The sequence below is a fragment of the Caulobacter sp. 05T431 genome, from assembly GCF_056665975.1.
Genome location: NZ_JBFTKU010000016.1, coordinates 91,645 through 117,288 on the forward strand (window position 1 = coordinate 91,645; position 25,644 = coordinate 117,288).

General features: G+C 69.7%; 32 protein-coding genes. 13 read left to right on the top strand and 19 right to left on the bottom strand.

The features are described 5' to 3' along the window. Positions 1 to 68 precede the first annotated feature (68 nt). The 3 genes from AC1U89_RS15665 (at position 69) to AC1U89_RS15675 (ending at position 1,548) form a co-directional block, all read left to right on the top strand. Positions 69 to 557, top strand: coding sequence for a hypothetical protein (locus AC1U89_RS15665; protein ID WP_479900618.1), 489 nt, complete (start codon positions 69 to 71; stop codon positions 555 to 557). 92 nt (positions 558 to 649) lie between these two features. Beyond that, on the top strand, positions 650 to 916 hold the full coding sequence (locus AC1U89_RS15670) for a helix-turn-helix domain-containing protein (RefSeq protein ID WP_479900619.1): 267 nt from the start codon (positions 650 to 652) through the stop codon (positions 914 to 916). Between the two features lie 71 nt (positions 917 to 987). Next, complete coding sequence (locus tag AC1U89_RS15675; protein ID WP_479900620.1) at positions 988 to 1,548, top strand: sugar O-acetyltransferase; 561 nt, start codon at positions 988 to 990, stop codon at positions 1,546 to 1,548. Here the strand turns inward: AC1U89_RS15675 and AC1U89_RS15680 are convergent. The 4 genes from AC1U89_RS15680 to AC1U89_RS15695 all read right to left on the bottom strand — a co-directional run bounded on the left by AC1U89_RS15680 (position 1,532) and on the right by AC1U89_RS15695 (position 6,145). Beyond that, positions 1,532 to 2,371, bottom strand: a complete 840-nt coding sequence (locus AC1U89_RS15680; protein ID WP_479900621.1) for an AraC family transcriptional regulator — start codon at positions 2,369 to 2,371, stop codon at positions 1,532 to 1,534. The genes AC1U89_RS15675 and AC1U89_RS15680 overlap by 17 nt on opposite strands. A gap of 72 nt (positions 2,372 to 2,443) precedes the next feature. After that, complete coding sequence (locus AC1U89_RS15685; protein ID WP_479900622.1) at positions 2,444 to 3,193, bottom strand: DNA polymerase III subunit epsilon; 750 nt, start codon at positions 3,191 to 3,193, stop codon at positions 2,444 to 2,446. A gap of 51 nt (positions 3,194 to 3,244) precedes the next feature. Further along, on the bottom strand, positions 3,245 to 3,667 hold the full coding sequence (locus tag AC1U89_RS15690; protein ID WP_479900623.1) for a hypothetical protein: 423 nt from the start codon (positions 3,665 to 3,667) through the stop codon (positions 3,245 to 3,247). Between the two features lie 84 nt (positions 3,668 to 3,751). Then, positions 3,752 to 6,145: an ATP-dependent helicase gene (locus AC1U89_RS15695; RefSeq protein ID WP_479900624.1), complete on the bottom strand. Its 2,394-nt coding sequence runs from the start codon at positions 6,143 to 6,145 to the stop codon at positions 3,752 to 3,754. A gap of 122 nt (positions 6,146 to 6,267) precedes the next feature. Between AC1U89_RS15695 and AC1U89_RS15700 the strand changes: the two genes are divergently transcribed. Further along, a complete protein-coding gene (locus AC1U89_RS15700) occupies positions 6,268 to 6,468 on the top strand; it encodes a hypothetical protein (protein WP_029916145.1) in 201 nt (66 codons plus the stop codon). A 12-nt stretch (positions 6,469 to 6,480) separates the two neighbouring features. Next, a complete protein-coding gene (locus AC1U89_RS15705) occupies positions 6,481 to 6,714 on the top strand; it encodes a hypothetical protein (protein WP_479900625.1) in 234 nt (77 codons plus the stop codon). Here the strand turns inward: AC1U89_RS15705 and AC1U89_RS15710 are convergent. Next, entirely contained in the window at positions 6,711 to 6,938 is a 228-nt protein-coding gene (locus tag AC1U89_RS15710; protein ID WP_479900626.1) for a ribbon-helix-helix domain-containing protein, read from the bottom strand. The two genes, AC1U89_RS15705 and AC1U89_RS15710, sit on opposite strands and share 4 nt — an antisense overlap. 159 nt (positions 6,939 to 7,097) lie before the next feature. Here AC1U89_RS15710 and AC1U89_RS15715 point away from each other — a divergent pair, with 159 nt between their 5' ends. The 3 genes from AC1U89_RS15715 (at position 7,098) to modA (ending at position 9,123) form a co-directional block, all read left to right on the top strand. Further along, complete coding sequence (locus AC1U89_RS15715; RefSeq protein WP_479900627.1) at positions 7,098 to 7,832, top strand: Coq4 family protein; 735 nt, start codon at positions 7,098 to 7,100, stop codon at positions 7,830 to 7,832. Further along, positions 7,829 to 8,233, top strand: a complete 405-nt coding sequence (locus AC1U89_RS15720; protein ID WP_479900628.1) for a nuclear transport factor 2 family protein — start codon at positions 7,829 to 7,831, stop codon at positions 8,231 to 8,233. Before AC1U89_RS15715 ends, AC1U89_RS15720 begins: the two co-directional genes overlap by 4 nt. Positions 8,234 to 8,358: 125 nt before the next feature. Continuing rightward, a complete protein-coding gene (gene modA / locus AC1U89_RS15725; protein ID WP_479900629.1) occupies positions 8,359 to 9,123 on the top strand; it encodes a molybdate ABC transporter substrate-binding protein in 765 nt (254 codons plus the stop codon). On the opposite strand, the gene AC1U89_RS15730 is transcribed toward modA, so the two are convergent. Further along, entirely contained in the window at positions 9,120 to 9,506 is a 387-nt protein-coding gene (locus AC1U89_RS15730; protein ID WP_479900630.1) for a DUF3224 domain-containing protein, read from the bottom strand. The two genes, modA and AC1U89_RS15730, sit on opposite strands and share 4 nt — an antisense overlap. Before the next feature lie 113 nt (positions 9,507 to 9,619). Next, entirely contained in the window at positions 9,620 to 10,540 is a 921-nt protein-coding gene (locus AC1U89_RS15735) for a LysR substrate-binding domain-containing protein (protein ID WP_479900631.1), read from the bottom strand. A 95-nt stretch (positions 10,541 to 10,635) separates the two neighbouring features. Here AC1U89_RS15735 and AC1U89_RS15740 point away from each other — a divergent pair, with 95 nt between their 5' ends. Continuing rightward, on the top strand, positions 10,636 to 10,806 hold the full coding sequence (locus AC1U89_RS15740) for a hypothetical protein (protein ID WP_479900632.1): 171 nt from the start codon (positions 10,636 to 10,638) through the stop codon (positions 10,804 to 10,806). Between the two features lie 92 nt (positions 10,807 to 10,898). Next, positions 10,899 to 12,734 (top strand): vWA domain-containing protein, encoded by a 1,836-nt coding sequence (locus AC1U89_RS15745; protein WP_479900633.1) that lies wholly within the window; start codon positions 10,899 to 10,901, stop codon positions 12,732 to 12,734. Positions 12,735 to 12,767: 33 nt separating this feature from the next. On the opposite strand, the gene AC1U89_RS15750 is transcribed toward AC1U89_RS15745, so the two are convergent. After that, complete coding sequence (locus tag AC1U89_RS15750; RefSeq protein WP_479900634.1) at positions 12,768 to 12,944, bottom strand: DUF4169 family protein; 177 nt, start codon at positions 12,942 to 12,944, stop codon at positions 12,768 to 12,770. Between the two features lie 3 nt (positions 12,945 to 12,947). Continuing rightward, entirely contained in the window at positions 12,948 to 13,940 is a 993-nt protein-coding gene (locus AC1U89_RS15755; protein ID WP_479900635.1) for a DUF6807 family protein, read from the bottom strand. A gap of 180 nt (positions 13,941 to 14,120) precedes the next feature. On the opposite strand from AC1U89_RS15755, the gene AC1U89_RS15760 reads away from it, so the two are divergent. Both AC1U89_RS15760 and AC1U89_RS15765 read left to right on the top strand, forming a co-directional pair. Further along, positions 14,121 to 14,357 (top strand): DUF2171 domain-containing protein, encoded by a 237-nt coding sequence (locus AC1U89_RS15760; RefSeq protein WP_029916167.1) that lies wholly within the window; start codon positions 14,121 to 14,123, stop codon positions 14,355 to 14,357. A 91-nt stretch (positions 14,358 to 14,448) separates the two neighbouring features. Then, a complete protein-coding gene (locus tag AC1U89_RS15765; RefSeq protein WP_479900636.1) occupies positions 14,449 to 15,090 on the top strand; it encodes a glutathione S-transferase family protein in 642 nt (213 codons plus the stop codon). A gap of 1 nt (position 15,091) precedes the next feature. On the opposite strand, the gene AC1U89_RS15770 is transcribed toward AC1U89_RS15765, so the two are convergent. From AC1U89_RS15770 to AC1U89_RS15800, 7 genes are all read right to left on the bottom strand, one after another. After that, on the bottom strand, positions 15,092 to 16,588 hold the full coding sequence (locus tag AC1U89_RS15770) for a PepSY-associated TM helix domain-containing protein (protein ID WP_479900637.1): 1,497 nt from the start codon (positions 16,586 to 16,588) through the stop codon (positions 15,092 to 15,094). A 10-nt stretch (positions 16,589 to 16,598) separates the two neighbouring features. Then, positions 16,599 to 17,201, bottom strand: a complete 603-nt coding sequence (locus AC1U89_RS15775) for a hypothetical protein (protein WP_479900638.1) — start codon at positions 17,199 to 17,201, stop codon at positions 16,599 to 16,601. A gap of 2 nt (positions 17,202 to 17,203) precedes the next feature. Continuing rightward, complete coding sequence (locus AC1U89_RS15780) at positions 17,204 to 19,333, bottom strand: TonB-dependent siderophore receptor (protein ID WP_479900639.1); 2,130 nt, start codon at positions 19,331 to 19,333, stop codon at positions 17,204 to 17,206. A gap of 120 nt (positions 19,334 to 19,453) precedes the next feature. Continuing rightward, positions 19,454 to 20,413: a DUF4019 domain-containing protein gene (locus AC1U89_RS15785; protein WP_479900640.1), complete on the bottom strand. Its 960-nt coding sequence runs from the start codon at positions 20,411 to 20,413 to the stop codon at positions 19,454 to 19,456. Between the two features lie 62 nt (positions 20,414 to 20,475). Beyond that, complete coding sequence (locus tag AC1U89_RS15790) at positions 20,476 to 21,069, bottom strand: CAP domain-containing protein (protein ID WP_479900641.1); 594 nt, start codon at positions 21,067 to 21,069, stop codon at positions 20,476 to 20,478. 92 nt (positions 21,070 to 21,161) lie between these two features. Then, a complete protein-coding gene (locus tag AC1U89_RS15795; RefSeq protein ID WP_479900642.1) occupies positions 21,162 to 21,302 on the bottom strand; it encodes a hypothetical protein in 141 nt (46 codons plus the stop codon). Positions 21,303 to 21,425: 123 nt separating this feature from the next. Beyond that, positions 21,426 to 22,628, bottom strand: a complete 1,203-nt coding sequence (locus tag AC1U89_RS15800) for a pyridoxal phosphate-dependent aminotransferase (RefSeq protein WP_479900643.1) — start codon at positions 22,626 to 22,628, stop codon at positions 21,426 to 21,428. Positions 22,629 to 22,889: 261 nt separating this feature from the next. Between AC1U89_RS15800 and AC1U89_RS15805 the strand changes: the two genes are divergently transcribed. Next, on the top strand, positions 22,890 to 23,486 hold the full coding sequence (locus AC1U89_RS15805; RefSeq protein ID WP_479900644.1) for a hypothetical protein: 597 nt from the start codon (positions 22,890 to 22,892) through the stop codon (positions 23,484 to 23,486). Between the two features lie 2 nt (positions 23,487 to 23,488). Here the strand turns inward: AC1U89_RS15805 and AC1U89_RS15810 are convergent, their stop codons facing one another. From AC1U89_RS15810 to AC1U89_RS15820, 3 genes are all read right to left on the bottom strand, one after another. Then, complete coding sequence (locus AC1U89_RS15810) at positions 23,489 to 24,031, bottom strand: NADPH-dependent FMN reductase (protein ID WP_479900645.1); 543 nt, start codon at positions 24,029 to 24,031, stop codon at positions 23,489 to 23,491. Between the two features lie 60 nt (positions 24,032 to 24,091). Next, on the bottom strand, positions 24,092 to 24,760 hold the full coding sequence (locus AC1U89_RS15815; RefSeq protein ID WP_479900646.1) for an AAA family ATPase: 669 nt from the start codon (positions 24,758 to 24,760) through the stop codon (positions 24,092 to 24,094). Between the two features lie 188 nt (positions 24,761 to 24,948). Continuing rightward, positions 24,949 to 25,614 (bottom strand): AAA family ATPase, encoded by a 666-nt coding sequence (locus AC1U89_RS15820; protein ID WP_479900647.1) that lies wholly within the window; start codon positions 25,612 to 25,614, stop codon positions 24,949 to 24,951. Positions 25,615 to 25,644 lie beyond the last annotated feature (30 nt).

Below are 25,644 nucleotides of genomic sequence, written 5' to 3' on the forward strand. Positions count from 1 at the left end.
CCCCCTGAAGGGTTTCAGTGAAGCTCGCCCCGCCTATATGCGGGGCGGTCGTCGTCGGGATGTTGCAAGTGGCGTTGGGTAGAGGTTTGGCGGCCTTGTCGGTGGTCGCGGCGCTGGGGATCGCGCCGGTCGCTCGGGCCGGGGAATTCGTGCGCGCGGACTGCCGCGCGGTGGTCAAGCCGACCGACGCGATCCGCTTCGACACCGACGAGCACCTGCGCTGGTACAAGCGGTTCTGGACCGGGACCTGCGATCACCTGACCTTCTGCTTCCCCGGCTCGCCCAACTGGAACGAGATCGTCGGCAAGCTGCTGGTCAAGGGCGGTCCCGCCGAACAGCCGGCCCTTCTGCCCAAGGCCTGCCGCCTGGGCCAGCTGATCGGCCTGGAATGGGCCAAGGACAAGGATGTCCAGAAGATCAGCACCAAGGACCTGAAGCAGTTCAGCGGCATGCTGGACGCCGCCGGCGACCCGCTGAAGGGCGTCGAGGCCGTCGACGCCAAKGCCCGCGTCMTGGCCGCCCAGCCGGCCCGGCCGGCGGCGTCGCAAAAGCCCTGATAGAGTCGCCTGTCCGACGCATTCGCGTCGAATTCCTGCAACGGAACGCGGCTACACACCCTGGCGTCGGGGGAAGTGCCAGGAGCGTTCGCATGACCAGGTCCCAGATCACCGCCGATGTCGCCGTCGACGACCAAGCCGATCCCGGTCACGCCCGCTCCGCCCGGGCCCTGGTGCAGGGCGTGCGCTGGCGAAGCGGCCTTTCGCAGGGCGAGTTCGCGCGGGCCTTCTGCATTCCCCTGGCCCAATTGGCCGCGCTGGAGCTGGGCCAGGCGCGGGCAGACGAGGCCCTGACGGCCTATCTGCGGGTCATCGACCATGCGCCGGACGCGGTGCGCGAGGCGCTCGAGCGCCACTAGGACGCCGGGGCAGGATTTGTCGTCCGGTCCCACGTCTGGCATGGAGGGGGCGAGTAAGGAGCCTTCGCCTCGTGACCGACGCCCGCACCCAGAAGCAGCGCATGCTGGCCGGCGACCTCTACAGCCCCATCGATCCGGAGATCATGGCCGACCACGAGGCGGCCGTGGCCTGGATGGGGCGCTACAACGCCCTGGACCTGCCGCCGTCGGAACGCCACGCCCTGCTCAAGGAACTGCTGGCCGAAGTCGGCGACCGGGTCAGTATCCGGCCGCCGTTCCACTGCGACTACGGCTACAACATCGCCATCGGCGAGGGCGTGTTCCTCAACTTCAACTGCGTGATCCTGGACGTCACCAAGGTGACCATCGGGGCGGCGACGACGATCGGGCCGCATGTGCAGATCTACACCGCCGAACACCCGCGCGATCCGGTCGAGCGCCGCACCGGCATCGAATATTCCCGGCCGGTGGTGATCGGCGAGAACGTGTGGATCGGCGGCGGCTCGATCATCCTGCCCGGGGTGACGGTCGGCGACGACGCCATCATCGGGGCGGGCAGCGTGGTCACCCGCGACGTGCCCAAGGGCGCAACCGTCGTGGGCAACCCGGCGCGTGTCAGGCCTTCGGCCTGATCGGAATCCACGCCTCCAGCCCGCCGTCGCCTGTCCGCGGATCGAACTCCGGCCCGTAGCGCTCGAAGAACGGGGCGTCAGCGGGCTCGTAGTCCGACGCCGGCAGCCACTGGGTGTAGATGGTGTGCATGGTCCGGCGGATGGTCGAGACGTGCTCGGCGTGGCGGAACACCGCGTACAGATGGGCCGGGACCCGCACCGACGCGAAGCCCTCCGGCAGGTCGGAGAAGTCGGCCACCTCGACGCCGCTGACATAGTCGAAATTGCCCAGGTCGTCGCCGTTCAGCACCACGCCGTAGGCCACGTTCCCGACCTCGCCGGGAATGTGGCCGATGTGTTCGCCGAAGCGCTGCCATTGGGCGGGGATGCCGCCGGGGCCCTCGCAGCCGTAGCGGCCGGAGAGGCCGGCGATCAGCAGGGCGCGGCCCTGTTCGATACGGGGCGGGGGAAGGTCGGTTCGAAGGCTTGCGTCCAGCACGATGGGCTCCACGAGGTTCAGGGGTTCCAGGTCGCGCGTCGCCCGCACCTGCTCGGGGGTGACCCCGAACTGGTCGCGGAACGCGCGGGTGAACGCCTCGTGCGAGCCGTAGCCGGCCTCCAGGGCCACCGACAGGATGTCGGGAGCCCCTTGGGCCAGCCGCCGGGCCGCCTCCGTCAGCCGCCGCCCGCGCAGATAGCCGATCACCGGGCGACCGGTGGCGACCACGAAGGCGCGGGACATGTGGAAGCGCGAAACCCCGCCGGCGTCGGCGATCTCGTCCAGGTCCAGGGGCTGGGCGGAATGGCTCTCGATGAACCAGATGGCCTGTTCGACGGGGTTCATGGGCGGGTCTCGCGACGAAGCGTGCGACCTGGATAGCGTGGGCTTCGCCGGCCTATTTGATCGCGATTGCGCTCAGAGCAAAGTCCGCTGCGCCGGCTCGGCCTCCGCCGCGGCGGGCGCTTCGCCCCGGCGACGCAGTTCGGTCTCGGCGCTGAAGCGGATGTTCGGATCGCGATCCTGCGCCAGCGTCGAAAGGGCTTCGGCGGCGAGACGGTCCCAGGGCTTGCCGCGCTCCGGACCGGTCGGCACGCGCGGCAGCAGGCCCGGCTCGCGGCTCCAGGCCAGCAGTTGCTCCAGCGAGGCCGCGTTCAGCATGTCGCGCAGGTGATGGGCCGTGACGTAGGCGTCGGGCAGGGCGCGGTGCGCGGGCAGGCCCAGCTCGTGGACCAGGCCCTCGGGCATGCGCTGGTAGCGCAGCATCTGGTTGGAGAAGCCGGTCAGGTGCGGCCAGACCCGCAGGGCGCACTTCCAGGTGCAGATCCACGCCGCGCCGCCCGTGAACCTCGGCGTGCAGTAGCGCTGCTCGAACGCCGCGCGATGGGCCGCCAGGGCCTGGACGCCGCCGTCCGGCTTCAGGACGCCGGCCGCGACGTCCTTCCAGAACGGCGCGCCAGCGACGTCGGCGTCGAGGATGTGGTGGACCGCCATGGTCTCGGGCGTGATCGGGCGGCCGGGATTGACCAGCGTCGATCCTCGACCCTCGTCGATGCGCCACCGGCCGCTCGGGTCCTGCGTGACGTCCTGCCAGCCGATCTCGCAGACGGCGTGCGGGCCGTCGCCGGCGGTTTCCAGGTCGACGACACGGATGCGGGGAGGAAGCATCCCCTGAATATGGGAAGCGGCGGCGCCCGATCCAAACGCGCGACCCCGTCCTCAGGGCAGCCTGGGCGGGGCGGGCTGCTTGAACAGCCAGCCCGCGATCGGCCGGCCCGGGATCTCATGCCGCGTCCAGATGCGGGCCCCGCCGTCGAAGACCGTGAAGCTGTTCGACCCCAGGCTGGGGCCGAAGTTCAGCACGCCGGACTTGTCGTCGGTGGATTTGCAGGTCACGCCGGAATAGGGGCTCTGCACCGCCGCCGTGCTGGCGGGGTCGTAGGCGATCACGCCGCGCCCGGCGCCGACGCCATGGGCGTCGAAGGTCAGGCTGATCCCCGCCAGGGCGTTCGGATAGGCGTCGAACTTGCCGCGCATGATCCCAGCGTAGGTGGCGCTCTTCAGGACGTCGCAGGCGGCGGCGTGGGCCGCGCAGGGCAGTAGGAGGGCGACGGCGGTCGCGATCAGGGCGGCGGATTTCAAGGCGAGTCCTCCAGAGGTTTTCGACCTGTGGTGACGCTCCGCCCTGTCCGGGGCCCCGTCAATCAGCCGTAACCCGCCCCCGCCTCAGGCCTTTTCCACGAAGCTGTCGATCACCTTCTTGTCGCCGGCCTTGTCGAACGACACCGACAGCTTGTTGCCCTCGACGCCCGTGACCTTGCCGTAGCCGAACTTGACGTGGAACACGCGGTCGCCGCGCTTGTAGGCGCTGGCCGCCGAGCTGGCCGAGACCGCCACCAGCCGGCCCTCGCCCTCGATCGGGGCCGAACGCGCGGCCGAGCCGCCGCTGCGCCAGGTGCTCCCGCGCTCGCTGAAGCCCGACGCCCGCTCCTGGGCCCGCTTCCAGCCGGGGCTGTCATAGCTGCCGGCGGTGAAGGTGCTGGTTCCCGGATCGTCCCAGCGCGACGACACCGTCTGCTGCATGCCCGGACCGCCGCCGTAATAGCCGGTCTCGGACGCCGCATCGACGTGGGCCAGGGGCAGTTCGTCGACGAAGCGGCTGGGCAGCTGGCTGGTCCAGCGGCCGTAGACCTGGCGGTTGGCCACGAAGCTGATCCGGGCCTCCTCGCGGGCCCGGGTGATGCCGACATAGGCCAGGCGGCGCTCTTCCTCGAGGCCCTTCTCGCCCTTGTCGTCCATGCTGCGCTGGCTGGGGAACACGCCTTCCTCCCAGCCGGGCAGGAAGACCAGCGGGAACTCCAGCCCCTTGGCCGAGTGCAGGGTCATGATCCAGACCGCGTCGTCGCCGGCGCCCTTGTCCAGGTCCATGACCAGYGACACGTGCTCGAGATAGGCCTCCAGCGTGTCGAAGGCGCTCATCGACTGGACCAGTTCCTTCAGGTTCTCCAGCCGGGTCTGGCTGGTGGGACCCTTGTCCAGGCGCAGGGCGTCGGTATAGCCGCTCTCCTCCAGCACCTGCTCCAGCAGGCGCTGGTGCGGGATCACCGTGGCCTGCTGGCGCCAGCGGTCCAGGTCGCGCAGGAAGTTGCTGAGCGCCGTGCGGGTGCGGGCGGGCAGGTCGTCGCCGCCGATGATCACCCGCGCCGCCTCGACCGTGGAGATGCCCTCCAGCCGGGCGATCTGCAGCAGCTTCTGCACCGAGGTGTCGCCGATGCCGCGCTTGGGCACGTTGACGATGCGCTCGAAGGCCAGGTCGTCGTCGGGCGACTGGATCAGGCGCAGATAGGCGTGGGCGTCGCGGATCTCGGCGCGTTCGAAGAAGCGCGGGCCGCCGACCACCTTGTAGGGGATCTGCAGCATCACGAACCGCTCTTCGAAGGCCCGCATCTGGAAGCTGGCGCGGACCAGGATGGCCATGTGGCTGTATTTGCGGCCGGCGCGCTTGGCCTTCTCGATCTCGTCGGCGACCATCCGGCTTTCGGCCTCGCCGTCCCAGACGCCGCTGACCTTGACCTTCTCGCCGCCCGAGGCCTCGGTCCACAGGGTCTTGCCCAGTCGGCTCTTGTTGGCGTCGATCAGGCCCGAGGCGGCCGCCAGGATGTGCTCGGTGGAGCGGTAGTTGCGCTCCAGCTTGATGACCTTGGCGCCCGGGAAGTCACGCTCGAAGCGCAGGATGTTGTCGACCTCCGCGCCCCGCCAGCCGTAGATCGACTGGTCGTCGTCGCCCACGCAGCAGACGTTCTGGCGGCCCTGGGCCAGCAGCCGCAGCCACAGGTACTGGGCGACGTTGGTGTCCTGGTACTCGTCGACCATCACGTACTGGAAGCGCCGCTGGAAGTCGGCCAGCACGTCCGGATTGGCCGTGAAGATCGTGATGTTGTGCAGCAGCAGGTCGCCGAAGTCGCAGGCGTTCAGGATGCGCAGCCGCTCCTGGTACTGGCGATACAGGGTGATGCCCCGTCCGTTGGCGAACTCGCCGGCCTCGCTCTGGGGCACGCGGTCGGGCGTCCAGCCGCGGTTCTTCCAGGTGTCGATCAGGCMGGACAGGGCGCGCGGCGTCCAGCGCTTGGCGTCGATGTCCGCGGCCTCGATCAGCTGCTTCAGCAGCCGTTCCTGGTCGTCGGTGTCGATGATCGTGTAGCTGGACTTCAGCCCCACCAGCTCGGCGTGGCGGCGCAGGATCTGAGCGGCCACCGAGTGGAAGGTGCCCAGCCAGCGCAGGCCCTCGGCCTCGTCGCCGATAATGTGGGTGATCCGCTCGCGCATCTCGCGCGCGGCCTTGTTGGTGAAGGTGACGACCAGCAGCTCCCACGGCCGGGCGCGGCCGGTGGCCAGGATGTGGGCCAGGCGGGTGGTCAACACCCGGGTCTTGCCCGTGCCCGCGCCGGCCAGGACCAGCACCGGGCCTTCGGTGGCCTCGACGGCGGCCCGCTGTTCGGGGTTCAGCCCCTCCAGATAGTTCAGGGGCGCGCTCTCCGGCGCGCGCGGGCGGGCCAGGTCGGAGATGCGGGGGGCGGGGAGATCACCGGGGAAGTCGGACGAGTCGAAGGCGGAAGACATGGAACATATGTAGCACAAAGTTCCGCCGGCTTAAGCCCTCGCGCCATCGGCCGCATCCGGACCGGAACCTCGCCCCCCACCTTCCGTTTGTTCGGCGGGGATGGACATCACAGGAGACTGACGTGGCAGAAGAAACCAACACGGGCGGGGGCGGCAACGCCGGCATGGCGTTCATCATCGGCGCCCTGGTGGTGGTCGTGGCGGTGATCGCCTACTTCGTCTTTACAGGCGGCATGACCCAGAAGAAGAAGGTCGACATCAACGTTTCCGCGCCGCAGCTGGAAGCGCCCAAGGTTCCGGACGCGCCCAAGCCGGCGGGTTAAGGGAGGGGCTCCATGGCCCGTCACAACGAAATCAGGCCTCAGCACCTGGGCGTGGCCGGGCTGACGATGCTGGGCGTGCTGCTGCTGATCATCGCCTTGGTGATCGGCGGCTGGCGCTCGGGTCTGCTGACCGTGAAGACCGCCGACCTGTCGATGCGGTTGCCTGAGCGTCCGGCCTTGCCCCGGACGCCCAATCCGGCGCCGATCCCGCTGCCCAAGCCCGGGCCGGGCGTCGAGCAGGGCTAGACGGTTCCCGCGTCGGCCCCCTGGGCGTGCTGAAGGGCGAACACCCTGCAGGCCGAGGCCAGCGGGCGTTCGCTCCGTCCGGCGTCTATGCGCTGGATCAGGGCGGCGACGCTGATCCTGTCGGCGCCGGCCGCCTGCTGCAGCACCGCCCAGAACTCGGGCTCCAGGGCCAGGGAGGTCGCGTGGCCGGCCAGGTTGATCGAACGCTTCTTCAAACTGCCCATCGTGCCTATCCCCTGTTGCTCTCGGATCACGTCGCAGATCGGGKGTCGCTGAACCCTCTTGAATAAAAATGACGCCATGTCATCTTTATCGGGTCAGCAGGAGCATGCCTCATGATCGCAGCCGCGCAAGTGCTCGGTGAGCCAAAGGCCCGCCAACCGATGAAGCGAGGGCGTCAGGCCTTCACCCTGCAGCCTTTGCGGGCGATGCGGGCCGTCCGGCGCCTGATCGCCGACAAGGAGGACACCGCCTCGGTGTTCGAGATCATGCGCGCCCTGGCGGGCAACGCGATCCCCAGGGGCTACACCCGCCTGCTGAGCACGCCCGAGGGCGGCCGCATCGCCTATGAGCGCGACGAGTTCGCCGAGCGGCTGTCGGACCCGGCCTGGCTGGCGCAATTCGGGCCGGGCACGGTGGGCGCGGCCTATCGCGACTTCATCGCCCCGCGCGGCCTGTCGGCCGAGGGCCTGGCCGAGGAGAGCCGCAAGGTGCCCGAGGCCGACGTCGACGCCGCGCACCCGCTGGCCTGGTACGCCCGCCGCATGCGCGACGTGCACGACGTCTGGCACGTGCTGACCGGCTACGGCACCGACGCCCTGGGCGAGGTCTGCGTGGTGGCCTTCTCGTACGCCCAGACCCGCAGCCTGGGCTTCGCGGTCATCGCCCTGGCCGGCGCGCGCCAGTTCCAGAAGGCCCGGCTGGGCCAACCTTATGGCAAGGCCGTTCGCGAGGCCTGGCGCAACGGCCGCGCGGCGGCCTGGCTGCCGGCGGTGGACTATCCGGCCCTGTTCGCCATGCCGCTGGAAGAAGCCCGCCGCACTTACAAGGTCGCGCCCAACACCGCCTACCAGGCCATCCCGCCCGAATATCGCGACCGCTTCAAAGAGGCCGCGTGAGCCCGGGGACGAGCGAAGCGACCAACCGCGCCGTCGCCGAGCGCTACGCCCAGGCGTGGCGGGACGGCGACCTGACGGCCCTGCGCGCCTGCTATCATCCCGACTTCACCCTGCATTATTTCGGCGACCATCCGCTGACCGGCGACCATATCGGCCTGGCCGCCGCCCTGGCGACCTTGGCCGAGGTCAGCCGCCGCACCGGCCGCAGGCTGGTCCGCATCGTCGACGTGACGGCCGGCCCCGAACGGGCCGTGGTCATCGCCCGCGAGGCGTTCGAGCGCGACGGCGTCGTCACCGAGCTGGACCGCGTGCTGGTCTACCGCATCGAGGACGAACTGCTGGCCGAGTGCTGGGTCTATGACGGCGACCAGGCGCTGGTGGACAGCTTCCTGCGCGGCTAGCGGGCCTGTCCAGAATTTCTCACATCGCGTGGTTTCGCCGAAGCATCGCCGAGGCTTGACCTTCTTCGGCGTTCGGTAGTTCAACTACATAACGCGCCCTGCATCGGCCTCCCGAGAGATTCTGCATGATCACCCGTCGCTTCCAGATCGTCGGCCTCGCCCTGTTCGGGGCGGCCCTGACCCTTGGGGCGGCGCCCGCCCTGGCCGCCGACACCCAGGTCGCCGTCGCGGCCAACTTCACCGAGCCGGCCAAGGAGATCGCCGCGGCCTTCAAGGCCAAGACCGGCCATACCGCCACGCTCAGCTTCGGCTCGTCGGGCCAGTTCTACACCCAGATGGCCCACGGGGCGCCTTACGAGGTCTTCCTGTCGGCCGACGCCGAGCGGCCCAAGAAGGCCGAGGACGAGGGCCTGGCCGTGCCCGGCACGCGCTACACCTACGCCTTCGGCCGGCTGGTGCTGTATTCGAAGACGCCCGGCCTGGTCGACGACAAGGGCGCGGTCCTGAAGACCGACAAGTTCGCCAAGCTCTCGATCGCCGACCCCACCGCCGCGCCGTACGGTTTGGCGGCGGTGCAGACGATGCAGAAGCTGAAGGTCTACGACGCCCTTACGCCCCGGATCGTCAAAGGGTCCTCGATCACCCAGGCCTATCAGTACGTCGCCACCGGCAACGCCGAGCTGGGCTTCGTGGCCCTGTCGCAGGTGATCGCCGAGCCGGGCGGGTCGCGCTGGCTGGTGCCGACCGCCGACCACGCGCCGATCGAACAGCAGGCCGTGCTGCTGAAGACGGGCGAGAAGAACCCCGCCGCCCGGGCATTCCTGACCTTCCTGAAGTCGCCGACCGCCGTCGCCATCATCAAGCGCTACGGCTACCAGGTCCGCCGCTAGGCGGGGACTTCGTCAAACCAGTAGTCCAGAGTCGCCCGGGAGCCTTTCCCGAACTCGCCCTCGAAGCCGCCGTCGCCCCGGAGGCCTTGCAAGGCTTCGGTTCCGCTTCCCGGCGTCACCCTCCAGGTCGCGTGAATTCGGCCGGCCTCGACGGTTTCATGTCCCTCCAGCACGAATGCGCCCTGTCTGCCGTGGAGGCGGCCTTGGAACCGTTGCACGCTGGCAAGTTTCGCGCGGCCCTCCAGGCTCGCGATCTCGAGTGCGCGTACCTGGGACTCGCCTTGGAGGTCGCCGGTGAAGATCTCGGTGATCCTGACCTCCGCCAGCGAGGCTCCGGGCGTCGCGTCCCAGACATCCCGTTCGGAGCTTACGACCGAAACCATGGCTTCGGCATGGACAGGCCTCTTTGCGGTTCCCGCGGGTGACACTGGAATCTCCTGGCGGCGTCCCCCAGAAACGGCGGGGCTCGCTTCACCGTTCCGAGTCGGCTCCGGCGTCATGTTCGGCGGTAACGGGCGATCAGCGGATCGGCCGCCGCCTGGTCCAGGATCCAGTCGCGGAAGGCGGCGATCTTGCGCACCCGGCGGCGTTCGACCGGATAGGCCAGCCAGTACCCGCCGCCGCCGTTGTCGGCGACGATGTCGAACGGCGCGACCAGCCGGCCCTGGGCGATCTCCTGGGCGAAGAAGATCGGCGAGCCCAGGGCCACGCCCTGACCGGCCAGAGCCGTGGCCACCTCCAGCGCCTGGGCGTCGGCCGACAGGCGCGGCGCGGCGTGGTCGCCGCTGGCGTCGACGCCCGCCGCCGCGAACCACGACGCCCAGAAGTCCGGCGAGCCGATGCGCGGCGCGCGCAGCACGTCGGCCGGGGTCGCCAGGCCGCCGACGCGGGCCAGGACCTCGGGCGTGCAGAGCACGGTCTGGGCCGCGGGGATCAGGAAGTGCGCCTCCAGCCCCGGCCACTCGCCGTGGCCGGCGCGCAGGGCCAGGTCGAACGGCTCGCGCTGCAGGTCGACCACCCGGCTGGACGCGTCCAGCCGCACCGCGATGCGGGGATGGGCGATCTGGAAGCCGCCCAGGCGCGGCGCCAGCCACTGACCGCCCACGCTCTGGACCGTGGTGATCGACAGCACGCCTTCCTCGGTGTCGACCAGGTCGGACACGGCGACGCGCAGGACGCTCATCGCCTCGCTGGCGGCGCGCGACAGCCGCTCGCCGGCCGGGGTCAGGGTCACCTCGCGGGGGAGGCGGGTGAACAGCGGCTGGTCCAGGCGCTGCTCCAGGGCCTTCACCTGCCAGCTGACGGCGGCCTGGCTGACGCCCAGCTCGTCGGCGGCGCGGGTGAAGCTCTTCAGGCGCGCGGCGGCCTCGAAGATGCGGATGGCGCTGAGCGGCAGGCTGGCGAGGATGTCTGGCATAAGTAGTGCTTATGATTAGGCAAGGAAGCCGCGTTTGTCACCTAACGTCGTTCGCGAGAACTTCCCATCATCGTAACGCTGAGGAGGCGACGGTGATGGACGAAGCGATCAAGACCCATAAGGAAACTACGTTCGGCTGGGTGCTGGCGATCCAGGAGATCGTCGCGGCCTGGCGCGGCCGGCTGGACCGCCTGGCGCGGGAGCAGGCGGCGCAGGCGACCCGGGACGCTCAGGCCAAGCCGCGACGCTACCTGGCGCCGCGCTAGGAGCTCCGGGCCCGATCCCAAGCGTCACCGATTTCGCGTGCGCTTGCGCCGCCGCATGCTAGCCTCCGGGACAACCATAAAGGGAGGTGTGCATGTCGCGTTTCTCGTCTCGCGCCCGGGGGTGCTCGCTGGGCGGACTGGCCTTGGTCGCCGCCATCGGCCTGGCGCCGGTTTCGCTCGCGTGGGGGCAAGCCGCGCAGGTTCCGCCCGATAAGGACGACGACGCAGGCCTGGAAGAGGTCATCGTCAGCGGCATGCGGGTGCGCCAGGGCGGGGCGCAGGACATCAATCACTTCCGGGGCGAGGTCGCGGCCAAGCGCATTCCGATGCCCGACACCATCACCCCCGAGGGGCTGATGGGCGACTACGACCTGGTGATCCCGGGTACGCGGAGCTGCGAGGCCCTGCTGTGCCTGACCGGTGAAGCCATGCGGGCCGACCTCCTGGCCTCGCCTCAGGACAAGCTGCTGGTGGGCCTGGGCTTCAACTCGAACATCGACGCCAAGACCTGGACGCGCGCGCCGCTGAACCTGGTGGCGGTGGTCGACAAGTCCGGCTCGATGTCGGGCGAGCCGTTGGCCCGCGTGCGCCACAGCCTGCACCAGATCGTCAAGCAGCTGCGCCCGGGCGACCAGATCAGCATCGTGCTCTATGGCGACCGGTCGTACCGTCACCTGGAGCCGACCCGGATCGACACGGCCAACCGGCCCGTGATCGAGGCGGCGATCGACGCCATCCAGAGCAACGGCTCGACCAATATGGAGGCCGGTCTGAAGGTGGGCTACGAGACCGCCTTCGCCAGCATGGACGGCTTCAAGGGCGCGACCCGCCTGATGTTGTTCACCGACGAGCAGCCCAATGTCGGGGCGGTGGACGCCGGCAGCTTCATGGGCATGGCGCAGGACGCCTCGCGGCGCGGCGTGGGCCTGACCACCATCGGGGTCGGCGTACAGTTCGACGCGCCGCTGGCGACCAAGGTCGCCGGGGTGCGCGGCGGCAATCTCTATTTCCTGCGCGACGACAAGGACGTCGAGGCCGTGTTCGCTGAAAAGCTGGACACCATGGTCTCGGAGCTGGCCTTCGACGTGACCCTGACGGTCAAGGCGCGGCCGGGATACCGGGTCTCGGCGGTCTATGGCGCGCCCGACGACATGCTGAAGACCGCGCCCGACGGCGGCATCAGCTTGACGGTGCCGACCGCCTTCCTCAGCACCAACGGCGGCGGACTGTTCGTGACCTTGGCCAAGGCCCAGGACGCCGCGTTCCTGCCTGAACCGGCTTTGACCTCGGCCGACAAGCTGATGGACGTCAAGCTGGACTATGTGCGGGCTGTGGACGGCAAGACCACCGGTGACGCCCTGGCCGTGGCCGCGGCGGGGCCGGCGCCCAGCGACGGCCTGCGGCTGGGTCACACCCTGGTCGACGAGTTCCTGTCGCTGCGCCAGGCCGCCAGCCTGTACCATCAGGCCGGCGACGAGGAGGGGGCCTATCAGGTCATGCGCCGCCTGGACGCGCGGCTGAAGGCCGATCCCGATCCGCGCCTGGCGCCCGAGCGGACGCTGGTTGGCGGCCTGCTGCAACAGACCGCCTTCCTGTCGGGCCATGGAAATGAAGCCGCCGAGGGCGTGCGTTCCGGGGCCCTGGTCGGCCTATGGAAGGTGTCGCGGATCCAGGGGGAGGGGACGATCGACCTGCGTCCCGGCGATCGACTGCAGTTCGGCGATGACGAGCTGGTCGTTCATCGCCGCGCCGGCCTGGAGTTCAAGAGCGACGAGCCCGAGGCCTTCCAGGCCAACGATCGCCAGGTCGCCCTGGACGATTCCGCGATCGTCTTCGACTATCGCCTGCGCCGACCCGGCGGTCTGGTGCTGACGGATCGCCGCTCTGGCGTCACGGTGGTCCTGTCGCGGATCCCGACAACGTCGTGACGTCGCCGGACGCGTCTGGACGGGAAGGCGCTGCTAGTCCTCGCGCTTGGCGCCGTCCAGGTCGCGCTTCAGCTTCTCCGCCCGGGCCGCGTCCAGGGTCTTGTCGGCCTTGGTGCGGCCGAACTTGGCGCGGTTCTCGACGGCCTTGGTCTTGGCGTCGGTCTTGGCCTTGGCCTTGCGGGCCTGGTTCAGGTTGAGGATCTCGGCCATCGGCTAGCCCTTCTTCTTCGGCCCAGCGGAGGCCGGTGTCGCCGGCCGCAGGATCAGGGTCGACTGCAGACGCAGGGTCTCGCCCTTCTTCAGCACGAACGGCGCCCGCCCGGGGAAGACGCAGTTCTGCATCGACAGTTCCTTGCGCAAGATCCAGCGGGTGATCGGCGCGCCGTTCGCCTTGCAGGCCAGACCCACGGTCCAGGCCGGAGAGCCGCCGCCCGCCGTCCAGGCGAAGCCCATCGACTTGCCGGCCTCGACCGCCTCGACCGCCGGGGTCACGGTCTTGCCACCCGAGCCGAAGTTGAGGCGGTCGGGCCGGACCAGCCGCACCGAGAAGCCGCCATAGCCCTTGGCGTCGTCGCTGCCGCCCAGGGCCAGGGTGTCGCTGCGGGCGGTGATCACGGTGTCGAAGTCGATGCGCCGCGCGCCGTCCTTCAGCGGATAGACCCGGACCTTGGTGGTCTCGCGCGCCACATAGTCCACCTCGGGCGTGGAATTGACGATCCAGTCGGCGTTGACCACCAGGGTCCCGCCGCCGGCGCTGTCGCCCTTGAAGCGCTTTTCGCGGACGTTGAAGGTCAGGCCCTTCATGAACCAGCCGTCGGCGACGTTCTTGCCGTCGACCAGCACCTGGTGCCAGCTCCAGAAGGCGCCGCGCTGATGCAGGTGGTCGGCGGGCCGGTCCTCGGTGAGGACCGCGCCGTCGGGCGCCCAGATCGGGTGGACGTAGTTCAGCCGGCCCGGCTCGCGCGGATCGGCGGCCGCGGTGCGGTAGAACAGGACGCTCTTGCCGCCGTCGGTGATGGTCACGCCGTCGGCCGCGAACACCGCGTCGACCCGGGGCAGGGGCGTGGCGGGGGGCGTGGCTGGGGCCGGAGCCGGTTCAGGCGCCGCCGCCGCGACGGGCGCGGCCTCCGCCGCCTGGGCCCAGGCGGTTCCGGTCCACGCCGTCGCGCCGGTCAGGACGAGCAGGGCGGCGAGCGGTCGGATCATCGGTGTTTCCTCAGGCGGGGAAGAGCGGTCTTCCGAGTGATAGCCAGGAACGCGACCGGCGCAAAGTCGCAACCTTGACTAGAACATAAAGCGAACATTGCTCGCCCGCAAGCCTCTTGGAAACTGCGCCACGGGCTTGTCCGTTTGCCCTGCCGAACGTCCATCAAAAGGAGGATGCCCATGATCGACGCCTCGCAACTGCGCGAACATCTGGAAGTGGTCGGTTCGGACGGCGGTCACGTCGGCCGCGTGGACCACGTGGTCGGCGGCGAGATCGAGCTGGCCAAGCTGGACCTGGGCGGTGGGCTCAAGCACCACCTGATCCCGATCACCTGGGTCGACCATGTCGACGAGGACGGCGTGCACCTGAACCTGACCAAGGACGACGCCAAGGCCCGCTGGCGCGAGAAGCACTAGGTCGCGCGCCGGAAGCCTTTCGCAGCGGGGCTGATTGACAGCTTCGCCGCGCTGAACGATCCCTCGCCCGGCAACGGGTGAGGGATCGCGCATGTACCAGCTCTATTACAGCCCTGGCACGGCCAGCCTGGCGGTCCACTGGTTGCTGATCGAGATCGGCGCGCCCTTCGAGCTGGTCCTGACCGACACGGCCACCGGCGCCCAGAAGCACCCCGACTATCTGAAGCTCAATCCCAGCGGCGTGGTGCCGACCCTGATCGTCGACGGCGCGCCCGTCTGCGAGGTGGCGGCGATCCTGATGCTGCTGGCCGAGCGACATGCCGAGGCGGGTTTCGCGCCGCCGGCCGGCGCGCCCGGGCGGGCCGCCTATCTGCAGTGGATGGTCTATCTGGCCAATACGGTGATGCCGGCCTTCCGGGTGTGGTTCTATCCGCACGAGCCGGCGGGCGAGGGCGGGACCGAGGCGGCCGCCGCTGTGTCGCGGGCGCGGCTGGAGGGGATCTGGGACCGCATCGACGCCCATCTGGCCCGCCAGGATGGTCCCCACATGCTAGGCCAAGGGCTGTCGGCCGTGGATTTCCTGGCCACCATGCTGATGCGCTGGTCGCGCAACATGCCAAAACCCGCGACCGAGTGGCCCCACATCGCCCGCTACCTGGCCCGCATGCGCGCCATGCCGTCGCTGCGCGAGGTCCACGCCCGTGAGGGGCTGACCGACTGGATCGACGGCTGAGCTAGCTGGCCGCCCGCGCAAGCGGTMGACGCCACGGCGCGATCACGGCGGCCAGGGCCAGCAGGGTCAGGTTCACGCCCAGCGAGACGCCGCCGAAGGCCAGGCCGCCGAAGCGCGCGACCTGGATCGCGACGAGCGCGGCCAGGATCACGCTGGTGGCGATCCGTAGGCTGACGATCCAGAAGCGGGCGTCCTTCACCGCCACGGCGGCGGCGACCAGCACGGCCAGCGGCGCCCAGAACGTCCAGACCGGCGGGGCCTTCAGCGCCAGCTGCAGGGCGGCCGACAGGGCGAGAGTCGCGGTCGAACCCCAGACGATGGCGGCCCAGGCCTTCTCCAGGCGCTCGGCGGGGCGGCCCCGGTCGCGGCGACGGGTCAGCCAGATGGTCACGCCGCTGGAGGTCACCACGCACAGGGCCGCGCCCAGCAGGCCGTAGGCGATCTTGACCGGCAGGCCGCCGAACGAGCCGAAGTGCAGCGGATAGGACGAGGCGAAGACCTGCTTGCCCAGGCCGTCGTCCGACAGGCCAAGCTTGCGGGTCATGCGGCCCCGGGCGTCGAAGGTGTAGCGCTCGGCGTAGATCAGCCGCCTGGGCATCAGGGCGTTGACCTCGACCATCTGGCCCTTCGTGCCCAGGGCGGTCAGGGAGATCAGGGTCGGTTTCAGGTCCGGCTTGCCGTCGAACCAGGCCAGGGTGGCGACCAGGTCGGGGAAGGGGGCCGGCGTCGGGTCGGCCTTGGGGACCTCGCCGTAGATCGGGGCGGTGACCTTGGCGATGTCGCCCTTGGTGGTCACCCCGGCCACCGCGAACAGCAGCAGGGTCGCCAGGCCGATATAGGCCCCGGTCCAGGCGACCACGAGGTGGAACGGCGCGCCCCAGACGCTCAACCTGTTGTGCAGGTCGGCCTGGGACAGCCGCTTGGCGCCGGCCCAGCGGAAGGCGAAGGCGTCACGGAAGATCTTGGGATGGGCCAGGAAGCCGGAGACGATCAGGCCGGTCAGGGCCGCGCCGACCAGGCCCACCACGATCAGGCCGATCGTCTCGGGCAGATGCAGATAGATGTGCAGGTGCTCGAGGAAGTGGGCCCAGGGCGCGCTGGCCTCGCCGGCGATCCGGCCTTGGGCGTCGGCCACGAACACCTGCTCGCCGACGAAGGCGTAGAGGCGCGGCATGTCGGGCGTGGGCAGGCCCATATAGACGACGCCGGCCTTGGGATGGGCCCTGGTGATCGCCTCGGCGAAGGCCTGGACGGCCTGGGGGCTGGCGACGGTCTGGGTCGGGGCGGCGGGCTCTTCCCAGAGTTTCAGCTCGTTGAGGAACACCGCCACCGTGCCCGACAGGCAGACGATGTAGATCAGGGCGGCGGCGACCAGGCCCAGGCCGGAATGGCCCGACAGCACCGTGCGCACGAAGGCCGGCGGGACCTTGGGCCAGATCGACGGGCGGTTGGCCGGCTCGGCTTTCGCGGCGGTTTCGGGCGGCGTGGCGGCGTCCATGGCGATCTTCCTAGTGCGGCCGCAGGACGACGGCGAGGGCGCAGACGGCGGTGAAGGCGACGAGGATCGCCGTGGTGCGCAGCAGCTTGCGGTCGGCGCAGGTCCAGACCATGGCCCCTGCCAGCACCAGGGGCGCGCCGAAGGCTGCGGTGACCAGCTTGTCGGCCGGGGCGCCGGGCGTCCAGACGGCCAGGGCGACCCCGGCGGCGACGCAGGCGGCGGTCGAGACGGGGAGGGCCAGCAGCACGGTCGCGACCGTGCGGGGCCAGGTGGTGGCCGGACCGATAGCCGGGTCGGCGCCGCCCGCCGTGGCGCGGATCGGCTTGGCCTTCTTGCCGTGCGGCAGGGTCCAGCGACCGCTGATGACGATGAAGACCGTGGCGGCGACGGCGACCAGCAGGGTCGAGATCGCCACGCCGCGGTCCCCGCCGGCCCAGGGGCCCAGCAGGACGGCGGCGGCGACCAGCAGGGCCCAGCCGCCGGCGATCAGCCCGCCGCGCGGCTTGGGATTGCGCTTCCAGGCCAGCCACAGCAGCCAGACGCCGACGGCGACCGCGAGGGTCGCCGTCACCGCGGCCGCTTGGGCCAGCAGGTTCTGGACCGCCGGAGCCACCGCTACCAGCTGCGCTTGAGGCCGACCTGGACGGTCCGCTGCTCGCCGAACCAGCACCAGTCGGCCGAGTAGCACGACGAGACGTAGCGCTTGTCGAACAGGTTGGTCGCGCTGCCGGTGGCCTGCCAGCCTTTGAGCGACGGGCTCAGCTTGGCCAGCTCGTAGCTCAGGGTCAGGTCGACCAGGGTGTAGGAGGGCGACTTGAACGAGTTGATGTTGTCGCCCCAGCTGGGGCCGACGTAACGGACGCCCAGGCCGCCGGCCAGGCCGTCCAGCGCGCCGGGGAAGTCGTAGTCGACGAAGGCCGAGGCGGTCTTCTCGGCCACGCCCACCGGGGTCAGGCCCAGCAGGCCGTCATTGCTCTTGGTGTACTCGACGTCCAGCTTGGTGGCGGCGGCGGTGACCTTCAGGCGGTCGGTCAGCTTGGCCCGGCCTTCGAACTCCACGCCGCGCGAGCGCAGCTCGCCGCCCTGGATGCTGAAGTTCGGGTGGACCGGGTCGGCGGTCAGGGCGTTCTTGCGGTTGATCTCGAAGGCCGCGAGCGTGGCGTAGATGCGCTTGTCGGGGGACTCGTACTTCAAGCCGGCTTCGACCTGGTCGCCGGTGACCGGGTCGAAGGGCTTGCCGGTGTAGTCGGTCTGGCCCTGCGGCTCGAACGACTGCGACCAGCTGGCGTAGGGCGCGAAGCCGTTCTCGAAGTGATAGAGCACGCCGACGCGGGCGGTGGTCTTGCCCTGGTCGATCGTGGTCGGGAAGGGCGTGGCGCCCAGGGCCAGGGTCTCCTGCTTGACGTCGTCGCGGCGCAGGCTGAGCAGGGTGACCAGGTTGCCGTACTTGATCTGGTCCTGGGCGTAGTAGCCGATCTGCTCCTGCTTGATGCGGCTGTCGGACGCGTAATAGCCGTTGCCGGCGACGCGCGGGTCCAGGATCGTCTGGCCGTAGACCGGGGCGAAGATGTCCAGGTTCGGGGCCGTGCCCAGGCCGAACTGCACCTTGGCCATCATGTGCTGGTAGTCGACGCCCAGCAGCACGTCGTGGGTCAGGGCGCCGGTCGTGAAGTGGGCGCTCAGCTGGTTGTCCACCGCGAAGCCGTCGTTGCTTTCCAGCGAGGCCGCCGTGCCGCGGGTCAGGGTGCGATTGTCGGCCAGCAGGCCGGCGGCGTAGACCGACTCGTAGTTGGCCTCGACGCGGGTGTAGCGAAGGTTCTGGTGGACGGCGAAGACGTCGTTGAACCGGTGCTCGGCCAGGTAGCCGATCTGGGCCTGGGTGCGGTTGTAGGCCTCGAAGTTCGGGTCGCCGTCGTAGAAGTCCGGTTCCAGCTGGCCCAGCGGGTTGGCGAAGGCCGAGCCCTTGGACGGGGCCGAGCCGTAGGAGTTGGACTTTGGATCGTGCTGATAGCGGCCCAGCACGGTCACGGTCGTCGCATCGTCCGGACGCCAGGTGAACGAGGGCGCGACCAGGATGCGCTCGTACTCGGTGGTCTGGGCCTGGCCGTCGCCTTGGCGATAGATGGCCAGCAGGCGGTACGTGTAGCGGGGATCGCCGGCGATCGGGCCGGTGGTGTCGACCGAGGCGTCGACCAGGTCGCGGCTGCCGACGCGCAGCTCGACTTCGCCGCTGGCGACTTCCTTGGGGGTCTTCGAAACGAAGTTCAGCAGGCCGCCGGGGGGCGAGTTGCCGTACAGCACCGAGGCCGGGCCCTTGAGGATCTCGATGCGTTCGACCGAGGCGGCGTCGACCTGGGCGTCGGCGTACCAGCCCGGATACTGGCTGGACAGGCCGTCCAGGAAGGTGGTGGTGACGTCGAAGCCGCGCAGCTTGAACTGGTCGTAGCGGGTGACCGAGCCGCCGCGCGTCTCGGGCGTGACGCCGGCCACGTAGCGCATGGCCTGGTTCAGCGAGGTCAGGCCCATCTGGTCGATCTTCTCGCCGGTGATGATCGAGACCGACTGCGGCGTTTCCACCAACGGGGTCGCCAGCTTGCTGGCCGTCGAGCCGACGGTGTCGTGGGCGCGGGCGGTGACGGTGACGCCCTCGACCGAGCTCTTGTCGTCGACCGGGGTCTCCGCCGCCATGGCGCACAGGGGAGCGGCGGTCGCCAGCAGGGCGAGCAGCAGGGCTTTGGACTTCACGACGACCTCGAACGCTATTGAGAATTATTCTTAGTCGCGCTGCTTAAGGTGAGGCCCGTTCAGTTGCAAGTCATTCTCATCACGTAAGGTCATATAAATGGGCGCGCGCGGTCGCGGACCTTATCGGCCTGACTTCAGGCTCTGCTCCATCCGGGTGTTCAGGTCCTGGAAGGAGCGCACCAGGTCGTCGCACGACGCCTTGTCCGCCTCGCAGAGGACCTGCATCCGCAGCGACGTCCCGCCGTCGACTTCCACGGCTTGGCGTTTCACTGCCGCCGGATAGGCCGGATGGCCGGGCGGCGCGAACGACCAGACCGCCCTCGACCCCTCGTCGAAGGCGACTGTCCAGCCGTCGCGGGTCGAGAATTCGATGTCCTTGCGCCGGTGCAGTCCTTCCAGGGCGGCGGCGACCGTGGCGTAACCGATAGTGCTTTCGGTCGCCTCGGGGAGGGGCGCGTTGACTTGGGGCGCGTCGGTTTGGGACGCCGCGAAGTTCGGGCAGTTGGCCGACAGGCGCGCCCAGGTGGCGTCCAGTTCGGCTTTCGAAGACTTCTGGGCGGTGGCGTTGTCGATATAGTTGTCTTCCTGGCGCATGACGTGGAACGCGCCGCCGGTCGCGGGCTGGTGCAGGATCAGATAACCGCAATGGCGATCCACCCGCTGGAAGCGGCTGACCAGGTCGATCGCCGCATAGACGCCGGGATAGGGCGCGGCGGACGGATCCTTGCTCCAGGTGACAGTGGTGATGCGTCGTTCGACGACGTCGCCCGCGTCGGCCCTGAAACGATCAGCGGTGCGGGAAAACGTGTCATAGGGAAGCTGGCTCTGGTGCTCCTTGGTCAGGAACCCATAGGCTTCCCGGGTCCTGCCGCCATCAAGGGCCGCCAGGAAGGCGGTCACGGTCTTGCGCGCCGCGTCTTCCTGTTCTGTGGACGGGATCCAGCCGGGGGCCGAGTCCGAGCTCACATTGACCTGACGGGGCGCGCCGGAAGCCGGAGCCAGTGCGTGTGCGGCCCCGACCGGCGTCGCCGAAAGGAACGCGGCGAAGGTCACGAGGAGGACAGTCGAAGGCTTGGACATGAGGCCAAGCTACACCGTGGGTTGGGCGAGGCAACCGCCCGCGGTCCTCCCCCCGCGACCGCCTAGCGCTGGGCCAGGGCGCCGGCGAAGTCGATCACGCACATGGAACCGTAGGCGCGGTGCGGGCCGCAGGCCACGCCGGCCAGCTGGTAGCCGGTGGCGAAGATGTTGCGGCGGTGGCCGCGGCCCGGCACGCCGCTGTCGATGATCAGTTGGCGGACGACGTCGCGGGGGTCGTCGTAGCCGTACGAGATGTTCTCGGCCGAAAGGCCCGCCCAGACGCCCTGGCCGCGCAGGCGCTGGCCCAGGGCCCCGGCCGCGCCGTGGCCGACGTCGCCGCGCGCGCCCTGGGCGGCGGTGTGCTGGTAGGCGGCCGCGGCGATCCGCCGGTCGCCCTTCAGCGGGGGCAGGGGGGACTGGCGTTCCAGGAAGTCGATCGCGTCCTCGACGGCGGCCGGATCGTCGGCGTTGCGCAGCTCGCGGCGCAGCTCGCGGGCGTATTCGGCGGGGCGGGCGCGGGCGAAGTTCATCTCGTCCAGCACGGCGTCGTCGAGACGTGTGGATGTCAGGGAAGCCGATCGGGCGGCGGGCGTCAGGACAAGCAGAAGCAGGCCGGCGAGCGCCGGAGCCAGGGCCATGCGGCCGGAATTGCGCATGCGCGCTCCCCGTGAATCAGACGCCCCGGGCCTGATCTAGCATGCTCGGCGGATGCGTGCAGTCGCGCGGAATGTCGCGGCGAGCCTTTCGCTCAGCGAGGATCGCCCGGCGACTTGGAAGCGGCTTCGGCGGCCTTGGCGGCGGCCTTTTCGGCGGCCTTCTGTGCGGCCTTTTCGGCCTTCAGCCGATCGCGTTCCTGGCGTTCGAAGGCGTAGTTGGGCGTGCGCGGCATGACGACGGTCTCCCTGTCCCGCGAGGAATGCGGCCAGGGGGAAACGGTAGCGCGGATCGGACGGTATTTACAGCCGTCATCCTCGCCAGCGGGCGAGAATGACGGCCGCGAAGGCGCTGACGCCTATTTCACGCTGGCGCAGAAGCGCTGGATGCGCGCGCAGGCGTCTTCCAGCACGTCGTTGGCGGTGGCGTAGCTGATGCGGAAGAACGGCGACAGGCCGAACGCCGCGCCGTGCACCACGGCCACGCCCTCGGCTTCCAGCAGTTCGCCGGCGAAGTCCTCGTCGGTCTCGATGACCTTGCCCGAGGGCGCGGTCTTGCCGATCAGGCCGGCGCACGACGGATAGACGTAGAACGCGCCTTCCGGGGTGGGGCAGTGCAGGCCGGTCGCCTGGTTCAGCATCGACACGACCAGGTCGCGGCGCTCCTGGAACAGCTTGGCGTTCGGCTTGATGAAGTCCTGCGGGCCGTTCAGGGCCTCCAGCGCCGCCCACTGCGAGATCGAGCAGGGGTTCGACGTGGTCTGGCTGATCATCTTGCCCATGGCCTTGATCAGCGCTTCCGGGCCGGCCGCGTAGCCGATCCGCCAGCCGGTCATCGAATAGCCCTTCGAGACGCCGTTCATCGTCAGTGTACGGTCGTAGAGCTTGGGCTCGACCTGGGCGATGGTGGTGAACTCGAAGTCGTCGAACACCAGGTGCTCGTACATGTCGTCGGTCAGCACCCAGACCTGCGGGTGGCGCAGCAGGACGTCGGCGATGGCCTGCAGTTCGGCGCGCGTATAGGCGCCGCCCGAGGGGTTGGACGGGCTGTTGATGATCAGCCACTTGGACTTGGGCGTGATCGCCGCTTCCAGCGCTTGCGGCGTGATCTTGAAGCCGCTCTCGGCGGTGGTTTCCACCGACACGGGCGTGCCGCCGGCCAGCAGGGTCATGTCGGGGTACGACACCCAGTACGGCGCGGGGATGATCACCTCGTCGCCCGGGTTCAGGGTGGCGACCAGGGCGTTGTAGATCACCGGCTTACCGCCCGGGGCGACGTGGACCTGGCTGGGCTTGTAGTCCAGGCCGTTCTCGCGCTTGAACTTGGCGCAGATCGCCGCCTTCAGTTCGGGCATGCCGTCCGGGTCGGTGTACTTGGTCTTGCCGGCCTTGATGGCGGCGATGGCGGCGTCCTTGATGTTGTCGGGGGTGTCGAAGTCCGGCTCGCCCGCGGACAGGGCGATGATGTCACGTCCAGCCGCCTTCAGGGCGCGCGCCTTGGCGCTGATCGCGATGGTGGCGGACGGGGCGATGCGCCGCAGGGCGGCGGACTCGAGCGACATGGTTCAGGACTCCCCTGGGAGGACGTGGACTCGAAAGCCCGGTTTCAGGATTGCGGCGGTCTTTACGCCCGCGCTTGCCGCGGTGCAACGCAACAAAGGGCCGAAAGCGCGGGGTTCTTGCGCGTTTCGTGGTCTCACGGTACCGCTATCATACAAATACGAGAGGCCGCGCCGCAGGGCGGGCGGCCCGGGAGGAAACGACCAACATCGTCCGCCGTCGGCGGGGGATCGACGCACGCCGCGTCTCATGAAGGGGGAAACATGACGAAGATCGCGATCCTGGCCGCCGTGGCGGCGCTGAGCCTGTCCGCCGCCGCGCCGCCGGCGGCCCACGCGGCCGAGCCGGCCGCCCAGGGCATCATGAAATACGCCATCAACAAGCCGTCGGTGGCCTGGAACGTCTACGGGCCCGGCCAGACCAACGCGCCGGTCAAGGACAAGGCGGTGGTCGGCGGGAACGGCGTGCGGGTCCAGGTCGCCTCGCCGACGCCGGACAAGCCCTGGGACAGCGCCGCCGGCCAGGCCGTCAACGGCAAGATCACCAAGGGCGACGTCATCACCATMGCCTTTTGGGCCAAGGCCGAGCCGGTCGGCGGCGGACCGGCGACGGCCAACATCAGCTCGGTGCGTGTCCAGCAGGCGGCCGAACCGTGGGGCGGCATCGTCGAGGGCAAGGTCGCGGTGACCAGCGGCGAGTGGCAGATCTACACCGTCAGCGGCCGCGCGAGCATGGACGCGGAAAAGGGCGGGGCGGGCGTGGCCCTGCACCTGGGCAGCGCCAAGCAGACCGTGGTGCTGGGCCCGCTGTTCGTGCTGGACTTCGGCCCCAACTACGACCCGTCGATGGCGGCCAAGTAGGGCTACTTGCCGGCCGCCCGCAGGTGCTCGATGAACGCCGTCACGTGCCGGCCCAGATAGGCCAGGGTCTTCTMGTCGATCACCTGGCCGTTCTCGATCTTGGTGTGGGCCTGGCCGACCAGCATCTCGCTGAGCGGCCAGTACTCGGCCGAGACCTTGCGAAGCGACTGGCGCAGGGCGTCCTGGCCGCGGACCGTGCCGGTGACGCCCGGCGAGGCGCCGATGATGCAGGCGGTCTTGCCCTGCAGGGCCGAGGGTGAACCGCGCGAGGCCCAGTCGATGGCGTTCTTCAGCACGCCGGTGACCCCGCCGTTGTATTCCGGGCAGGCCAGCAGCAGGGCGTCGGCGCCGCGGATGGCGTCCTTCCAGGCCTTGACGGGTTCAGGATCGCCCTGGTCCTCGACGTCCTGGTTGAACAGCGGCAGGTCGTGCAGGCGGAAGATCTCGATCGTCACGCCTTCGGGCGCGCACTCCTGGGCGGCGCGCAGCAGGGCGGTGTTGTAGGAGGCCGCCCGCAGGCTGCCGGAGACGCCGAGAAGTTTCATGAAAGGCTCCGCCGCTGATGGCGCGAACCTAGTCAGCGTCGGTCCGGAACGAAAGCCGGATCAGGCGGTCAGGACGGTCCGCATCGCGGTTTCGCCCAGGCTGCCGCCGAGGCCGCCGATTTCGACCTCGACATAGGCCCAGAGGCGTTCCAGGTCGCGGGCGGCGGGGCTGCCCGGCTCGTGCTCGGCCACGCAGCGGCCTTGCGCCATCGCCTTCTGGAAGGCCTCGCGCGAGCGCAGGCCGTGCGGGGCCAGCGGCAGGCCGCAGAACCGCAGGGCTTCCATGATCTCGGGGAAGGCCACGGGGGCCACTTCCGGCCGGTTGGTGTGGGCCTGGTTCAGCACCACCAGCCCGCCCTTGCCCAGGCGGCGGACCKCTTCGGCGGTGCGCACGATCGGGGCCAGGTCGAGGAACGAGGGCCGGCCCGCCACCAGGCAGAAGTCGGCGACATTCACCGCCTGGGCGACGTCGGCCTCGGGCGCGGCGGGGGTGTCGATGAACAGGTAGTCGTAGCCCTCGCGCATGGCGTTGGACTTGGTCATGAACAGCTTGCCGGCGGTGATCTCGGCCAGGGCCGGCCCCGGCGCGGGGCGGGCGCGCAGGGCGTCCGCCGCGGAGCGCTGCGGGTCCATGTCGGCCAGCAGCACCCTGTGGCCGGCCAGATAGGCCATCAGCGCCAGGTTGACGGCCAGGGTGGTCTTGCCTGATCCGCCCTTTCGGGAAAGCACAGTAATTGTCTTCACGACGTGCACTCTTTGCCCATACCGAGCGACTGGAGGCCGCAAGGTTCCCCAAGGTGGCCAAGTGTTATGGTCAAGATGTAAACAGAACTTCAACCTGCGGATTATCTGGCGTCTAAGGTAAAATTGCTACAAACCATTGGCCTTGCTGCGAAAATGCCGCAGCGACGGCAAGTTCAGACGGCGCGGGCGTCGCGGCCGCGCCCGTCCAGCGCCAGCAGGGCGGCCACGTGGCTCCACAGGCGGTCGATTTCCTGGGCGGCCGGGGCCGCCGGATCCCACTCGGCGACCGACAATCCCCGGGCGATCGCCTGCTGGTAGATGGCCCGCGACCGCAGCCCGACCGGGGCGATGGGCAGGCCGCAGAAGCGCAGGGCCTCGATGGCCTGCTGCACGCTGGCCGGCTCCAGACCCGAGCGCCGGGACGGCGCCTGGTTCAGCACGATCAGTCCCGCCTTGCCCAGGCGCCGGACCATCTCGGCCGAGCGCGCCACCGAGGCGATGTCCAGGAAGGTCGGGCGACAGACCAGCACGCACAGGTCGGCGGAATTGACCGCCACGGCCACGTCGGCGTCCGGCGCGGCCGGGGTGTCGATCAGCATAACGTTATAGGCGTCGTGCACGGCCTGCGAACGGGTCTGGAACAGCTTGCCGGCGTTGATCTCGGCCAGGCTGGGCCCAGGTTCGGCGCGGGCCCGCAGGGCGTCGGACGCCGAGCGCTGGGGATCGATGTCGGCCAGCAGGGTTTTCCACCCCGCCAGGTGGGCGGTCAGGCCCAGGTTGATCGCCAGGGTCGTCTTGCCGGCCCCGCCCTTGCGGGAGATCACAGCCAGGGTCTTCACGTCGGACGCTCCCCCAACGCTTCCCGTACA

Excerpts from the sequence above, each read along its gene's own strand:
- AC1U89_RS15670 (WP_479900619.1), top strand. The coding sequence starts at position 650 with ATGACCAGGTCCCAGATCACCGCCGATGTCGCCGTCGACGACCAAGCC.
- AC1U89_RS15680 (WP_479900621.1), bottom strand. The coding sequence starts at position 2,371 with ATGAACCCCGTCGAACAGGCCATCTGGTTCATCGAGAGCCATTCCGCC.
- AC1U89_RS15685 (WP_479900622.1), bottom strand. The coding sequence starts at position 3,193 with ATGCTTCCTCCCCGCATCCGTGTCGTCGACCTGGAAACCGCCGGCGAC.
- AC1U89_RS15705 (WP_479900625.1), top strand. The coding sequence starts at position 6,481 with ATGGCCCGTCACAACGAAATCAGGCCTCAGCACCTGGGCGTGGCCGGG.
- AC1U89_RS15710 (WP_479900626.1), bottom strand. The coding sequence starts at position 6,938 with ATGGGCAGTTTGAAGAAGCGTTCGATCAACCTGGCCGGCCACGCGACC.
- AC1U89_RS15715 (WP_479900627.1), top strand. The coding sequence starts at position 7,098 with ATGAAGCGAGGGCGTCAGGCCTTCACCCTGCAGCCTTTGCGGGCGATG.
- modA (WP_479900629.1), top strand. The coding sequence starts at position 8,359 with ATGATCACCCGTCGCTTCCAGATCGTCGGCCTCGCCCTGTTCGGGGCG.
- AC1U89_RS15730 (WP_479900630.1), bottom strand. The coding sequence starts at position 9,506 with ATGGTTTCGGTCGTAAGCTCCGAACGGGATGTCTGGGACGCGACGCCC.
- AC1U89_RS15735 (WP_479900631.1), bottom strand. The coding sequence starts at position 10,540 with ATGCCAGACATCCTCGCCAGCCTGCCGCTCAGCGCCATCCGCATCTTC.
- AC1U89_RS15740 (WP_479900632.1), top strand. The coding sequence starts at position 10,636 with ATGGACGAAGCGATCAAGACCCATAAGGAAACTACGTTCGGCTGGGTG.
- AC1U89_RS15745 (WP_479900633.1), top strand. The coding sequence starts at position 10,899 with ATGTCGCGTTTCTCGTCTCGCGCCCGGGGGTGCTCGCTGGGCGGACTG.
- AC1U89_RS15750 (WP_479900634.1), bottom strand. The coding sequence starts at position 12,944 with ATGGCCGAGATCCTCAACCTGAACCAGGCCCGCAAGGCCAAGGCCAAG.
- AC1U89_RS15755 (WP_479900635.1), bottom strand. The coding sequence starts at position 13,940 with ATGATCCGACCGCTCGCCGCCCTGCTCGTCCTGACCGGCGCGACGGCG.
- AC1U89_RS15760 (WP_029916167.1), top strand. The coding sequence starts at position 14,121 with ATGATCGACGCCTCGCAACTGCGCGAACATCTGGAAGTGGTCGGTTCG.
- AC1U89_RS15765 (WP_479900636.1), top strand. The coding sequence starts at position 14,449 with ATGTACCAGCTCTATTACAGCCCTGGCACGGCCAGCCTGGCGGTCCAC.
- AC1U89_RS15785 (WP_479900640.1), bottom strand. The coding sequence starts at position 20,413 with ATGTCCAAGCCTTCGACTGTCCTCCTCGTGACCTTCGCCGCGTTCCTT.
- AC1U89_RS15790 (WP_479900641.1), bottom strand. The coding sequence starts at position 21,069 with ATGCGCAATTCCGGCCGCATGGCCCTGGCTCCGGCGCTCGCCGGCCTG.
- AC1U89_RS15795 (WP_479900642.1), bottom strand. The coding sequence starts at position 21,302 with ATGCCGCGCACGCCCAACTACGCCTTCGAACGCCAGGAACGCGATCGG.
- AC1U89_RS15800 (WP_479900643.1), bottom strand. The coding sequence starts at position 22,628 with ATGTCGCTCGAGTCCGCCGCCCTGCGGCGCATCGCCCCGTCCGCCACC.